Source organism: Corynebacterium sp. LaCa54 (assembly GCF_046717495.1).
Classification (GTDB): domain Bacteria; phylum Actinomycetota; class Actinomycetes; order Mycobacteriales; family Mycobacteriaceae; genus Corynebacterium; species Corynebacterium kefirresidentii.
The window spans coordinates 778,004-791,527 of record NZ_CP177115.1 but is presented as its reverse complement, the minus strand read 5'-3'; the positions used below and the strand labels follow the sequence as shown (position 1 = coordinate 791,527).

Genomic DNA, 13,524 nt, shown 5'->3' with positions numbered 1-13,524 from the left:
GGCACCACCCCCGCCGCGAAGTTAAGATTGGGGCTATGACTTCGCCACATAGCACTGCCAAGACGATTGTGATTACGGGCGCATCGGGCGGGCTGGGCGCCGCGGCCGCACGCCAGTTGCACCGCACCCGCCCGCAAGACAACCTGGTTATTATTGGCCGCAACCCGGAAAAGACTCGCGCGGTGGCACAGGAAGTGGGCGGCCAGTACTTCCTTGCCGATTTCGAGTCTTTGGGGCAGGTGCGCCGCCTGGCTGGAGAGTTGAGCGAGCTGGAGCATATCCATGCGCTAGGCAATAATGCTGGCGGCATTTTCGATGGCCCCTCCACCACTGCTGATGGATTTGAGCGCACCTGGCAAGTCAACGTGGTTGCGCCCTTTCTGCTGACTTCCCTGCTTCGGGACAAACTGCGCGAGGATAACGCGAACGTGGTCCAGACCGCTTCGCTGGCCAATTTTCTCATGTCCAACTTTGCCCCAGACGATCCCAATACCGTGGAGCACTTTAGCCCCGAGCGTGCTTATGGCAACGCCAAGTTGGGAGATATCCTGCTTACCCGCTATTTCGATGCCCACGGGCTTAATGCAGTCTCTTTCCACCCGGGCGTGCTGGCCACGGACTTTTCCAAGTCCTCGACGGGCATGATGTCCAAGATTTATTCAGGGGTTCTAGGCAAAACCTTTGGCAAGCCTGCCGAAGGCGGCGATAACCTCGCCTACTACCTGACCGGCACTGAGGGAATCCATTTTGAGTCCGGCGAATACTACAACGACAAGCGCAAACCCGGGCTGCAGCGCCCCATTGCGAAGAAGCTATCGGTGGCCCGCCGCGTCTTTGATGATTTGGGGCGCCGCCTCAATGTGGAGTGGTAGCGCAAACCCACTAGACTATGCCGCATGAGTTCTGTCGTTTCTGAGGCCTCACGCCGCCGCACGTTTGCCGTCATCGCCCACCCGGATGCTGGTAAGTCCACGCTGACGGAGGCGCTGGCGCTACACGCACACGTTATTAATGAGGCCGGCGCGGTCCACGGCAAGGGCAACCGCAAGTCCACCGTGTCTGACTGGATGGACATGGAGAAGGACCGCGGTATTTCCGTGGCTTCCTCAGCGCTGCAGTTCGAGTATGCGCCCGAGGGACACGAGGGCGAGCCCTACATGATCAACCTGGTTGATACCCCAGGCCACGCGGACTTTTCGGAAGACACCTACCGCGTGCTCACCGCGGTAGATGCGGCAGTCATGCTTATCGACGCCGCCAAGGGCCTCGAGCCCCAGACCCTCAAGCTCTTCCGCGTCTGCAAGGCCCGCGGCTTGCCCATCGTCACTGTGATCAATAAGTGGGACCGCGTGGGCCGCGAGCCCTTGGAGCTCGTTGATGAGATCGTCAACGAAATCCAGCTGCAGCCCACCCCGCTGTACTGGCCGGTGGGCATAGCCGGCGACTTCCGCGGCCTGGCACACATCAACGAGGATGGCGAGGCCGATGAGTATATCCACTTCATCCGCACCGCTGGCGGTTCCACCATTGCTCCAGAGGAACACTTCGACCCGGATTCCGCCGGTAAGAAGGAAGAAGATGTGTGGGAAACCGCGGTCGAAGAGGCCGAGCTCCTCGCCGCCGATGGTGCCCTGCATGATCAGGAGCTTTTTGAGCAATGCGTGACCTCCCCACTCATTTTTGCCTCTGCGATGCTGAACTTTGGTGTGCACCAAATCCTGGATACGCTGTGTGCCATTGCCCCGGCCCCGCACTCGCGCGAATCTGATCCTAAGGCGGTTGAGGCTGCCACCAGTGCTATCGACGAGGTCCGCGAAGTAAGCGATGAATTCTCCGGCGTCGTCTTTAAGGTTCAGGCAGGCATGGACCAAAAGCATCGCGATAACTTGGCCTTCATGCGCGTGGTCTCCGGCGAATTTGAGCGCGGCATGCAGGTGCACCACGCCCAGTCTGGCCGCAGCTTTTCCACCAAGTATGCGCTGACCGTCTTCGGCCGCACGCGCGATACCGTGGATACCGCCTATCCGGGCGATATCGTAGGTTTGGTCAACGCCGGCTCACTCGCGCCTGGTGACACCATCTACTCCGGCAAAAAGGTCCAATTCAAGCCGATGCCTCAGTTCGCCCCTGAGGCTTTCCAGATTCTGCGCGCGAAGTCGCTGGGCAAGTACAAGGCCTTCCGCAAGGGCCTGGATCAGCTAGCAGCCGAGGGCGTGGTTCAGATTCTCAAGAACGAGGCCCGTGGCGATGCCTCGCCGGTCATGGCGGCGGTTGGCCCCATGCAGTTCGAGGTCATGCAGGCCCGCATGGAGTTCGAATACAACGTAGAAACCGTCACCGAACCCATCCCCTATTCCGTGGCCCGGCGCACCGATGCTGAATCCGCCCCGGAACTAGGCCGTCAGCGCGGAGTGGAGATCTTTACTCGCCAAGATGGCGAGCTCATCGCGCTCTTTGGTGATAAGTGGAAGCTCGCCTTCATTGAGAAAGAACACCCAGAGCTGACCATGGAAACGCTGGTGGCGGATTAAAGCAGCACTGCTTTCTTTTCTCTACAAGACAAGCAAAAGGCTGCTTCCCATTCTTGGGAAGCAGCCTTTTTCGGTTGCCCGGTTAAAGCATCAACATCACTGGGACAACGGCGATTTTGACCACCTGTGCCACCACAATCGTGGCGGCGTAGCCGATCATAATACGTGAGTCGGAGCTAAGCCCCGTGGCGTAATTGACTACGGCTGGCTGGGCAAAAATGCCGGAGAGTCCGCCGACGGTGCGAGTTTCAGATTGCCCCATGAAGCGATTCGCCACGGCGAACAACACAGCAGCCACCGAGGTAACAATGGCAGCAAGGATCATGCACTTCAGCCCCATCCAGGAGAATGCGGTGGACAGGAATGCCTCACCAGAAGATAGGCCCACGGATGCCAAGAAGATGACGAGGCCCCACTGCTGGAAGGCGGTATTAATGGAGGCTGGAACCTGCCACGGGATGCGGCGGGTGCGGTGCAGCGCGCCGAGGATCAGGCCGGTAATCAGCGGTCCGAGTGCAAAGCCCAGTTCGAAGGAAGCGCCTCCCGGCATCGGTACTACGACCTGGCCGAGCAGGTAGCCCAAGAAAAGACCGCCGCCTAGTGCCACCCAGTTCAACTCGGAGTAGGACTTAACGGAGTCACCGAAGTAATCCCGGATATCGCCCAAACGGTCAAACTTCACGATGAGCTCCAGCGTATCGCCAGAGGCCAAGTGGGTTTCGTTATTGGCCAAGAATTGCTCATCGCCACGCTGCACGCGCACGATGCGCCCGCCATAGCGAGAAAACAGGTTCAACTCCTCTACGGTGCGACCGGCAATATCCTGGTTAGATACAGCCACGGTTTCGATGACCAGGCGCTTATCCACGAACGGAGTCTGCGGCTGGCGCTTGCCCAGCATTTGGGTGAGCTCACGGGCCTTAGCCTTGGTGACCATCACGCGCAGGATATCGCCCTTGTGCAATTCGGGGCGATCGCCGGCAACCCGGACCTTATTACCGCGGCGAATGGTAGCGATCACAAAGTGATCCTTGAACTGTTCTTCCAAATCATCGTAGTTCACGTCTTTGGTAACGCGAATGGTGCGGGAACGGAAGATCTTGGAGGCAGAATTGTCCTTATCGTGCTTGGCGGGCCAATTCTGCTTGAGCAGGAATGCCACGACCAAAATGGCCACCGCCACGCCCACGGGATAGCCCAGCGAGTAGCCCACGGCGGGTAGCTCTTCACCGGTTTGTTGCTGGGCAACTGCCAGCGACGGCGTCGAGGTCGTGGCGCCGGCAAATACACCAACGGAAGCCAAGGTATCCAGCCCCAGCATGCCACCAAAGAGGAGGGCTGCGCCCGCAGCCACCACAATCGCAATGGCCGCCGTGAGCATGTGCTTCATCTGCTTGGAAAAGCCCTTGAAGAAGCGCTCACCAGCGGAGAGCCCCTGCATATAAATAAAGAGTCCCAAGCCCAGCTCTTGCAGGGAGCTTAGGATGTCTTTGTCCAGGTCAATAAACGAGCCGAAGGCCAAACCCACAAAAAGCGTGCCGGCCGCGCCAAAGCGCAGCGGCCCGAAAGGAATCATGCCAAATAACGTGCCGAGCAGCACTATGAAAAAGATGCTCAGCCATATATTTCCATCAAAAATTGCTAACACGCTGGAATAGTTTAGGCATTTTCCAGCAAAGTGCCACGTGAAAGACACTTTCTTCAAAGCCTGCACTCGGCATCGCTACTGCTTAGACCAGTTTCACCGTCGACCGACCACCCCCAGCAGCGGTACATCTCACAGCAACTATCCAAAGTGAACTAGTCGAGGAGGAATTCCTTCCACCGCGGCCACTCCGTATAGGTCTGGGCTTTACCCGCCTGATAATTCGCGCTCAGCTTGTGCACATTGCGCTCGGTAGAGGCGACCTGCATGTCCTCCGGAAAAAATAGCTGGGCCTTGCCTTGGCGTTCCAATTCCACAAGGCGGTCCTTGGCGGCATTGTAGATAGCGGGGCGGGCTATCAGGGCGTCGGCAATAGCGGGGTACCTGCGGAAGATGCGGCGGATTAAGGCCGGGCGCGCCACCTCAGGACGTACATACCCACGCGGCTTAGTACCGATGAAAAGGAACTTCTCGTAGCCGGCCTCCTCCGCTTGCGCGATGGTAATGCCGCCGGAAGAGCCTAAAGCGCCGTCGACATAGGGAGCGCCGTCAATAAAACGCATCGGCATAATCAGCGGGAGCGTGGAAGAGGCTCGCACCCGCACAAAAAGATCCTCTGGGGTGTGGACATCCTCGCGCGTCCAATAAACGGACTCGCCGGTATCCGCCCGCGCTGCCGCCAGCACCATATCGGCCGGGTGCTCGCGGTAAGCCGTCCAATCAAAAGGCAGGTCCTTATCCGCGGCGCGCTCATAAATATATTCCGCATTAAAATAGCCGGATCCACGCACCAGCGAGCCCACGCCGCCAAAGCTGGGATTCTTGGCAAAGTCCGTAAACGACTCTTCCGCACGCCGGGCATCGCGCGATAAATAATTAACGGTATGAGATGCCCCGGCCGAAACCCCGCCTACCCAACCAAAGTCCACGCCTTCTTCGATGAGCTTAACCATGCAGGCGGCGGTATAGGAATTGCGCATGCCGCCGCCTTCAATAACGAGTGCGGTGTTGCTGGCATCAATCATGGTGCCCCATACTACGCTGGACCCAATGAAGCGCATTTTCCGGCAATTGCTCGCGGACGAGGAAGGCACCTTCGATATTGAAACCGGCCAGCAGCCCCGCACCGGGTTTGCCTACACTCCCACCGGGAAGGCGCTGCTGAAAGCAGATGAGCCCACTCCGGATGCAATACGCACGGCCCTCGCATTAGCCAGGCAAGAAGGTGCACGCTATCTCAGTACCTGGCGCCACCCAGGCGGCCCTTTAGTATTTTTTGCTACGTCGGTTACCCAAGACGAATCTCTCGCTCGCGAGCACGTTGCCGCCACGGGACAACGCACCTACTTCGATCTAGAGCGCGGCCACACCGTTACCGTGCGCGCTCACTAGGCTAGAGGCTTATGGGATTAAAAGATGCACTTGCTCGACTCACAGGCACGCAGTCCCCGCGCTTAGCGCACCCCGATTCCACTGCCCCCACTGCCCAGGTGGAAAGGCTGGAAATCCACACCGCCGGCTCATTGATCATAGTGGTCACCAATCAGCCCGGCGCGGAGGTTCTGCGCGAGGTAGCCCGCTCCCGCGAGTCGGCCACCCTGGTTTCTCCCACCGCAACGGTTCATTTCCCGGCTGCGAAGAAGGATGCCCTGCCCATCAAGGATCCCCGGCGCGGCTGGGTTATTCCGCTTACGCCCGCGCTTGCCGACGCCCTCTTAGACCACCTTCCCCGCCCCGGCGAATATGAGCTCTCCCCCGCCTTGGCTTTAGTAGTCGAATAACTTTTGAAAGGAATCCGCACATGCTCCTGTTGCCCTTTGCTGGAAAGAAGCCACGCATCCATCGCAGCGCGTGGATTGCCCCTAATGCCACCATCATTGGAGACGTTGAAATCGGCCCGGAATCCTCCGTGTTTTATGGCAGCGTGCTGCGCGGTGATGTTGGGGAAATTCGGATCGGTGCGCGGTGCAATATTCAGGACAACTGTGTCTTCCACGTGGAAGAAGATACCCCCTGCGTACTGGAAGATGATGTCACGGTGGGGCACATGGCAATGGTCCACGCCGCACACGTGAAGGTAGGTTCTTTAGTTGGGATGTCCTCCTCGCTACTTTCGCGCTGCACTATAGGTGCGGGCTCGCTTATCGCCGCCGGTGCCGTGGTACTGGAGGGCACAGAAATCCCGCCGCGCAGCCTCGCCGTCGGCGTGCCGGCCAAGGTCCGCCGCGAACTCAGCCCAGAGGAGTCGGAAGCTTTCATCCCACATGCGGCGCGCTACGTGGAGTGCGCCCAGCGCCAATCTAATGAGCCATTAAGCCTGGATGAAGTCCTCTTTGATTAGAGCGACAATACGCCCATGAGGATAAGAAAGATCGCCACGAGGTAACCACCAAAGAGCGCCACTTGGGTGCTATTGGCACGGGCAGCGGCAAAAAGCCTGCCCGCCGCCGAATCGGGATGTGCGCGCACCACAGCGATAAATAGGCCGCAGATGGTAGGCAAGGATAGAGCTAGGCTGGCATACCACACTAGGCCTCCATATTGTGCTGCTGGAGAGATATCTTCTGTGGCCAAGTGCATGAGCCCGTAATAAAAAGGCACCGAGGTCAGTGATTGCACCACACCCATCACAAAGCCGATGAGTGCCGTAATCAGCGACGGCGTGCGGAGCGGCTCTAGTAGCCGGTTGACCAAGGCGTTGGGTTTCCCTTTGGAGCGCCACGATCCGATAGCCACGGCGATGCCAACTGCGACCAGCACCCAGCCGGCAATGGGCGAGCTCAAAATGGCCTCAATTTGATCTTTTACCCCAAGCAGCAAAAACATGACCACGGCCGCTGCAACGAGCACCCCGACCCAATCTCCTACCACCACCAATGCGGCGATGCGCCGGTACTTACCGCGGGGCAAGATGATGCCGATGGCCACAAGGATGCCAATAAGCAAGGCATTAACGGAATCCAAAAGGGCGAAACTAACGGCATGGAGCATGCCGGATAGTCTACCGCTCCACGCCGAGATCTCCGACGCTGCAGAGATTGAATGTTTTATCTCTCGAGAGCTTCAATTTATGATGCACCACACGTACCTTTGCGTACACTCAGTAATTTTGCATAGACTGTGCAATGTTTCTTATGAAATGCAATCTTTGCTCGCGGATCGCATATCCGCGCTTATCCGCGCGCATAACATTGCCCGTTCACTCGACTAGAAAGCACGCATATGTCTAAATTTCTCTACCGACTAGGAAGTTGGTCATACCGCAAGGTATGGCCCTTCCTGGCCTTTTGGCTTATCGTCTTGGTGGCCATGGTGGGCCTAACCGCCGGCTTTGCCAAGTCGCCGAACCCCAACTTCTCCATGCCGGAGATGGATTCGACCACCACCCAAGACAAGATGATGGAACGCTTTGGCCAAGACACCGATGCCATGAGCGCTCCCGAGGGCACAGTGGTTATCCAAGCACCGGAGGGCAAAGACCTCACCGATAAGCAGGTGGCCGGCGAGGTGGATAACCTCCTCGGTGACCTCAAGGACACCAGTGCGCTCAAGGACCAAGACAAGCTGATCAGCCCGGTTATGGCCGCCGCTGGCATGGAAAAGCAAATGGGCGAAAAAATGAAGGCCCAGCACATGCCGGAGGAGCAGGTGAAGAAGAACCTGCAACAGCTCTCCCCTCTCAGCGAGGATAAAACTACCGGTACCGTCACTATTACCTTCGACGCCGATGCTGTCATGGACATCCCGGAAGAGGATATGACTGCGGTAACGGATGTGTTGAACAAGTACGACGAGGGCGAACTCACGGTCAAGTACCAGGGCAATGCTTTTAACTCCGCTGGTCAAGAGATGGGTGGCAGCGCCGAAATTATCGGCCTTATCGTTGCCGCAATCGTGCTGCTGATTACCTTCGGCTCCTTCGTCGCCGCCGGCATGCCGCTTATTTCCGCCATCATTGGTGTGGGCATCGGCATCCTTGGCGTGCAGGTATCCACCGTATTCACGGATACCATTTCCGATATGACCCCGACCTTGGCCTCCATGATCGGCTTGGCGGTCGGCATCGATTACGCACTATTTATTGTTAACCGTTTCCGCAATGAGCTCATTACCTCTTCTGGCCTCAATGATCTTTCGCCTAAGGAACTAGCCGCAGAGCTCAAGAAGATGGATAAGGCCACCCGTGCTCACGCCATGGGCATGGCGCTGGGTACCGCGGGCGGTTCCGTCGTCTTCGCCGGCACCACCGTGGTCATTGCCTTGGCCGCTCTGACCATCATCGGCATTCCGTTCCTGGGCACCATGGCGATCGCCGCGGCAGCAACGGTCATCATCGCAGTGCTCGTTGCCAATACCTTTATCCCTGCCCTGCTGGGACTTTTGGGCACCAAGATTTTTGCCGGCCGCGTCCCCGGCCCCAAGGTGCCGGACCCAGAGGACGAAAAGCCCACCATGGGTCTGCGTTGGGTGCGCCGTGTGCGCGCCCATCCGTGGCTGCATCTTATCGCCGGCGTCATCTTGCTGGGCATCCTGGCTGTACCATTCGCCCAGCTGCGCTTGGCCATGCCCACCGATGGCACCGCGAAGCCGGGTACCCCGCAGCGCGAGGCCTATGAGATTACGGCAGATGCCTTTGGCCCAGGCCGCAATGCGCCAATGATCGCCTTCGTTGACGTAGCTAACGTGTCCGAACAGGATCGCATGCCGGCGTTCCAGGACCTGCTGCAGGAATTCAATGGCACTTCGGGTGTAGAAAACGCCCAGATCGTGCAGACCACTGACAACGGTGATGCTGCACAGATCATGATCACGCCAACCACTGGCGCCACCGATGAAGAAACCACCGAGACCCTCAACCACCTGCGCGATTACCAGGGTGAGTTTGAAAAGACCGGTGGCTCCTACGGCATCACCGGCATCACCCCCATCTTCGATGACATTTCTGAGCGCCTCAATAACGTACTCATTCCTTATGTAGCCATCGTGCTGGGCTTGGCCTTTATCGTCTTGATGCTGGTCTTCCGCTCCATCTGGGTGCCGCTTATCGCCGCAGCCGGCTTCGCGCTCTCCATGGCCGCCACCTTCGGCATCACCGTAGCCATTTGGCAGGAGGGTATGTTCGGCATCGTCGATGACCCGCAGCCGCTTCTTTCCTTCCTACCCATCATGCTCATCGGCCTTACCTTCGGCCTGGCCATGGACTATCAGGTTTTCTTGGTCACCCGCATGCGCGAGGGATTTGTCAATGGCAAGACGGCTGGCAACGCTACCTCCAATGGCTTTAAGCATGGCGCCCGCGTGGTAACCGCTGCGGCCCTAATCATGATTTCGGTCTTCGCCGCCTTCATTTTGATGGATGAGCCGTTTATTAAGACCATGGGCTTTGCCCTGGCTGCTGGCGTGCTTATCGACGCCTTCGTGGTCCGCATGATGATCATCCCGGCCACCATGTTCGTGCTGGATAAGAAGGCATGGTGGTTCCCACGTTGGTTGGATAAGATCACCCCAAACATGGATATTGAGGGAGAGGCTTTGCACTCTGAGCGCGAGGAGCTCTTGCGCACCCAACGGGAGAAGGTAGGCGAAACACACCGTGACTAGTCTGCGCGAAGAAAAGAAGCGAGCTACTCGTCAGGCCATGGCCGATGCGGCAGCGCGCCTCGTCCTCGACGGTGGCGCTGAAGCTGCCACGGTTTCAGGCATAACTGCCGCCGTCGGGGTTTCCCCGCGCACCTTCCATAACTACTTCTCCTCGGTTTCTGATGCGCTGTTGTCCTTTGGCACCAATGTGCTTGCCGAGTTTTCTAAGGAAGTGCCCACCGTCTTTCCTAACTCATCCATTTCTGAATTCTTCGAACAGGTAACGCTCGATGCCACCGAAAATGAAGGAAAAGAGTTGCATTCCATCACCTCTCTTTTCACTATCGGCGAGGCTTTAGAAAACTTGAGCCATACCGCCGAAGAGCGCCAACAATTCCAGGTCGTATCCGAGCAGGTTTTGGAAGCTTTCCACCAACGCGTTCCGGATAAATCGCGCTTTGAGGTCGCGGTCATCCTCCAGGCCTGTGCGGGCGCCGCCGCGGTGAGCATGAAAGAAATCCACCGCCGCTCCCAGGCCGAAGAATCACTGAGTGCTCACGCCAAGCATGAGATAGTACGCACGGCCTTTGCTGCCGTGCGCGCCATCGACTAGCTAGCCTAATGGGCGCTTTAATCCGTATGCTCGGCAGTAGTTATGGATAAGAAAGCCCCTATATCGAGCACCGCGCATAACGCCCGCTTCATTCAGGCGGGCGTTAATGCCGCATTTCAAGACCGCATTGGGAAGGCGACCGACGTGGAATTTAATTTCCTCGGCCCCTCCACGGATGGTAAAGGCGATTTTGTCACCGATCAGCTAGTGGAGGCGAGGATAAGTTCCACGCAGCAGGTTTCTGATTTCCGTGGCGTGCGGCTAGCCGTCATTTCTGCCGACACCTGGCACTGGACCACCACGGCCACCGAGAATTGTGCTGATTTGCCACAGAGTATCTCGATGACGAGAGACCCTGAAAGCATGATTGCTTTAGCTTCCCTCATCGTGGGCAATATGCCGATACTTCGCGCCCAGCAGGGTGAGCACGTGGCTATCGTTGCGGTAGATTTTCACCCTCGCCTGGAGTTTCGCCAGGCCCTGCTGCACGGCCTGCGGCACAGCAGAGCGGACGAGGATGAAAAGGCCCCTACCCTCACCCTTGCTCGTTACTTGGACATGGACTCCACCGAGGAAGAGCCGTACGTGCATTTTTCCGATGGCACCACGGTGTGTTTCGAACCAGCCGACCACGGCGTGCACAAGATTTCCAGCATCACCCCGGGTTTTAGCGCCACCAGCATCCTCGAGGATGCCTTTTATCTCGGTGTGGAGAACCAACTCTATTTCCAGGGCCGTTTCCCCGCCGCCACAATTGACCTCGATGTAGACAAGGCCACCGCTACCGTGTCCTATCGCGGTGGGCAGTTTGCGGCGAAGGCGGTGCTTATAGCCACCATATCCGCTGAGGAATTCACCTGGGCTTGGGCCGATCCTTCGCTTAAGGACTCTGCGGCCGCCCGGTGGGCAGGCAGTTTGGCACGCTTTGGCATGAACGAGGTCGTCCCCGAGTTGGTTCGCCCACACCTTCCGCTCCAGCTAGCACGCAGGCAACAACTGCCCCACCTGGCTTTGCCTATCCTTGGCATCTGGACGCTGGCTGGCACTACGCTTTCCGACGGCCGCGTGGGCCTCGTCCTCCTCGATGCGCCGGAGCTGCACTTGCCCAAGCCTACGCCCACAGCCACAGCGGCAACGTTAGAAGTTAGCCCTCCCGATTGGATCGATGCCGGTCGTGCCCGCGCCGCCTACGCGTCATTTCGCGGGGTGGACGTGTAGGGCGCTGCGGATGGCGTCCACGTCGACGTCGTCAAGCGCAGCTGGCTCAAACGCTGCATCGTTGGTTTTGTCTACCAAGACCGCACGCACTCCCTCGGCGAAGTCCGCCCGCCGATACATAAAGGCGCCCAAATTGGTCTCCATCTCCAAGGCCTCGCGCACGCTGCTGCACTCCTGCTCGGCACGGAAGAGCTCCATGGCCGCGATAATAGAGGTAGGGCACGCCTGTGCAGTCAACTTCTCTACCTGCTGCTTAAGCTCGGGGTAGCTATCCAAAGCCGCGGTAACGTCCTGCCAGGTCTCGTGGGAGAAGGCGTCTTCGATGGAATCAATAAGCTCAGCCAGAGCGGGCTCACCCGCGGGTTCGGTGGCGTGCTGGGCTAGCGCTGCGGCCATGCCCTGCTCAATTACCGCGTGAGCAAAAGCCTCTGCGTCTGCCACGTAGTGAGTGGCTAACCCGCTCCACAGGAGGTCTGCGGCGTACATGCGATACCCGGTGATACCCCAGAACTTCGCTAGCTCGGGCGAGGCTTTTCCGCGCGTTCCCACCGCGCGCTGGGCGGCATAGGCCATGCCTACGTCGGTGACGTAGCCGATATTCATCTCTGGCATAGAAGCAAAGGTCTTATCCGTAACTACTCGATGGGATCCATGGGCGGAGATACCCAGGCCACCTCCCATAGCGATGCCATCGATGAGCGCGATAACTGGCTTGGGATACTCCGCGATATCGCCGTTTAAGGTGTATTCATCCGCAAAGAACGTGTCGACTTCGCCTAATTTTCCTTCCAGGACCCCTTCGCGGGCATAGCGGACATCACCACCGGCGCAATATGCCTTTGGGCTGGCCGAGAGAAAAAGCACCTGCTCCACCTCATCGTTTTCACGCCACTGCGCTAGCGACGCCGCGATGAGTTCTACCATCTCCGGGGTGAGGGAATTGAGAGCCTTGGGACGGTTGAGTTCAATCACTCCGGTATGGTTACGGATTGAGGACACGATGGGTGAAGCGTTGGTCATACCCCCTAGTGTGACACACAGCTCACCCCCTTAGCCACCATTGATTGATTCACAGATAGGTTCGGATTTTGCTCCCACAGCTCATCGCCCTGGATATGGACGGCACCCTACTGGACGGCAACGGCCAGCTTCCACCAGATTTTTCCGCGATCAGCACCCGCGCCCGCCAGCTCGGCGTCACCCTTGTACCCGCCTCGGGCCGCCAGCTTGTCACCCTGCAAGAAATGTTTCCGCATGAAGATACCTTCATTGCAGAAAATGGCTCTGTCGTCGTGCACGATAATCGGGTCATTAGCGCCACTACCCTGCCCACCACGGCAGTGCGCGCCGCCGTTTCCGCTCTCCGCACTGTCGACGCCGCGCATACCGTAGTGCTGTGTACCCCAGATACCGCCTTTGTCCACAAGGGTGCCGATGAGCAGGCCCGCGCAGAAATTTCCAAATACTACAGGTCAGTGGAATGGGTAGATGACCTCGATGCCCTACTCGATGCGGACATCATCAAGATCGCGGCTTACTGCGCCGACGGCAGCGAAAAGCACCTCCACCAGCCTCTCCTCGCGGCCGTTCCGGAGCACAATATCGCCATTTCCGGCGCCGTCTGGCTCGACGTCATGGCCGCGGGCGTCAATAAAGGCGAAGCGCTGCACACCATGGCCAAGCTCCTCGCGGTTCCCATGTCTCGCACCGCTGCCTTTGGCGATTTCCTTAATGACTATGAGCTCCTCTGCGAGGCCGGCACTGCTATCGCAATGGAAAATGCGCACCCAAAATTAAAAGCAATCGCCGATCTCATAGCCCCACCCAATACCGAATTTGGTGTCATGACAGTCCTGCGTCAGCTTTTTGACAGCGAAGAGTCCTAGAATCGAATTTTCGCCTCCGGCCCGCGTGCCGCTTCTTTACTTCACCCTCAT

At 58.2% G+C, this 13,524-nt stretch carries 13 protein-coding genes; 9 read left to right on the top strand and 4 right to left on the bottom strand.

Features of this window, described 5'->3' with window-relative positions; translation table 11 throughout:
• Positions 1-35: 35 nt before the first annotated feature.
• Together ACLI1M_RS03960 and ACLI1M_RS03955 are read left to right on the top strand one after the other, a co-directional pair.
• A complete protein-coding gene (locus tag ACLI1M_RS03960) occupies positions 36-872 on the top strand; it encodes an SDR family NAD(P)-dependent oxidoreductase (protein ID WP_340440216.1) in 837 nt (278 codons plus the stop codon).
• 24 nt (positions 873-896) lie between these two features.
• Positions 897-2,531 carry a peptide chain release factor 3 gene (locus ACLI1M_RS03955; protein ID WP_411706672.1) on the top strand — a complete coding sequence of 545 codons (1,635 nt, stop codon included), beginning with the start codon at positions 897-899 and terminating at the stop codon, positions 2,529-2,531.
• 82 nt (positions 2,532-2,613) lie between these two features.
• On the opposite strand, the gene ACLI1M_RS03950 is transcribed toward ACLI1M_RS03955, so the two are convergent.
• Both ACLI1M_RS03950 and ACLI1M_RS03945 read right to left on the bottom strand, forming a co-directional pair.
• Positions 2,614-4,179, bottom strand: a complete 1,566-nt coding sequence (locus ACLI1M_RS03950) for a TrkA C-terminal domain-containing protein (RefSeq protein ID WP_411706671.1) — start codon at positions 4,177-4,179, stop codon at positions 2,614-2,616.
• A gap of 152 nt (positions 4,180-4,331) precedes the next feature.
• Positions 4,332-5,201: a patatin family protein gene (locus ACLI1M_RS03945; protein WP_411706670.1), complete on the bottom strand. Its 870-nt coding sequence runs from the start codon at positions 5,199-5,201 to the stop codon at positions 4,332-4,334.
• A 25-nt stretch (positions 5,202-5,226) separates the two neighbouring features.
• On the opposite strand from ACLI1M_RS03945, the gene ACLI1M_RS03940 reads away from it, so the two are divergent.
• Genes ACLI1M_RS03940 through ACLI1M_RS03930 form a run of 3 tightly spaced genes read left to right on the top strand, consistent with a single transcriptional unit; the run spans position 5,227 to position 6,517 of the window.
• Positions 5,227-5,568: a hypothetical protein gene (locus ACLI1M_RS03940; RefSeq protein WP_411706669.1), complete on the top strand. Its 342-nt coding sequence runs from the start codon at positions 5,227-5,229 to the stop codon at positions 5,566-5,568.
• 11 nt (positions 5,569-5,579) lie between these two features.
• Positions 5,580-5,957 carry a hypothetical protein gene (locus tag ACLI1M_RS03935; protein WP_301716304.1) on the top strand — a complete coding sequence of 126 codons (378 nt, stop codon included), beginning with the start codon at positions 5,580-5,582 and terminating at the stop codon, positions 5,955-5,957.
• A 20-nt stretch (positions 5,958-5,977) separates the two neighbouring features.
• On the top strand, positions 5,978-6,517 hold the full coding sequence (locus ACLI1M_RS03930) for a gamma carbonic anhydrase family protein (protein ID WP_411706668.1): 540 nt from the start codon (positions 5,978-5,980) through the stop codon (positions 6,515-6,517).
• On the opposite strand, the gene ACLI1M_RS03925 is transcribed toward ACLI1M_RS03930, so the two are convergent.
• Positions 6,514-7,167, bottom strand: coding sequence for a hypothetical protein (locus ACLI1M_RS03925; protein WP_200287906.1), 654 nt, complete (start codon positions 7,165-7,167; stop codon positions 6,514-6,516). The two genes, ACLI1M_RS03930 and ACLI1M_RS03925, sit on opposite strands and share 4 nt — an antisense overlap.
• 231 nt (positions 7,168-7,398) lie before the next feature.
• Here ACLI1M_RS03925 and ACLI1M_RS03920 point away from each other — a divergent pair, with 231 nt between their 5' ends.
• Genes ACLI1M_RS03920 through ACLI1M_RS03910 form a run of 3 tightly spaced genes read left to right on the top strand, consistent with a single transcriptional unit; the run spans position 7,399 to position 11,587 of the window.
• On the top strand, positions 7,399-9,777 hold the full coding sequence (locus ACLI1M_RS03920; protein ID WP_411706667.1) for an MMPL family transporter: 2,379 nt from the start codon (positions 7,399-7,401) through the stop codon (positions 9,775-9,777).
• Entirely contained in the window at positions 9,770-10,369 is a 600-nt protein-coding gene (locus ACLI1M_RS03915) for a TetR/AcrR family transcriptional regulator (protein WP_411706666.1), read from the top strand. Before ACLI1M_RS03920 ends, ACLI1M_RS03915 begins: the two co-directional genes overlap by 8 nt.
• A 42-nt stretch (positions 10,370-10,411) precedes the next feature.
• Positions 10,412-11,587: a DUF6882 domain-containing protein gene (locus tag ACLI1M_RS03910; protein WP_411706665.1), complete on the top strand. Its 1,176-nt coding sequence runs from the start codon at positions 10,412-10,414 to the stop codon at positions 11,585-11,587.
• Here the strand turns inward: ACLI1M_RS03910 and ACLI1M_RS03905 are convergent.
• Positions 11,564-12,607 carry a 3-hydroxyisobutyryl-CoA hydrolase gene (locus ACLI1M_RS03905; RefSeq protein ID WP_411706664.1) on the bottom strand — a complete coding sequence of 348 codons (1,044 nt, stop codon included), beginning with the start codon at positions 12,605-12,607 and terminating at the stop codon, positions 11,564-11,566. The genes ACLI1M_RS03910 and ACLI1M_RS03905 overlap by 24 nt on opposite strands.
• Before the next feature lie 68 nt (positions 12,608-12,675).
• On the opposite strand from ACLI1M_RS03905, the gene ACLI1M_RS03900 reads away from it, so the two are divergent.
• Positions 12,676-13,473 carry an HAD family hydrolase gene (locus ACLI1M_RS03900; protein WP_411706663.1) on the top strand — a complete coding sequence of 266 codons (798 nt, stop codon included), beginning with the start codon at positions 12,676-12,678 and terminating at the stop codon, positions 13,471-13,473.
• Positions 13,474-13,524 lie beyond the last annotated feature (51 nt).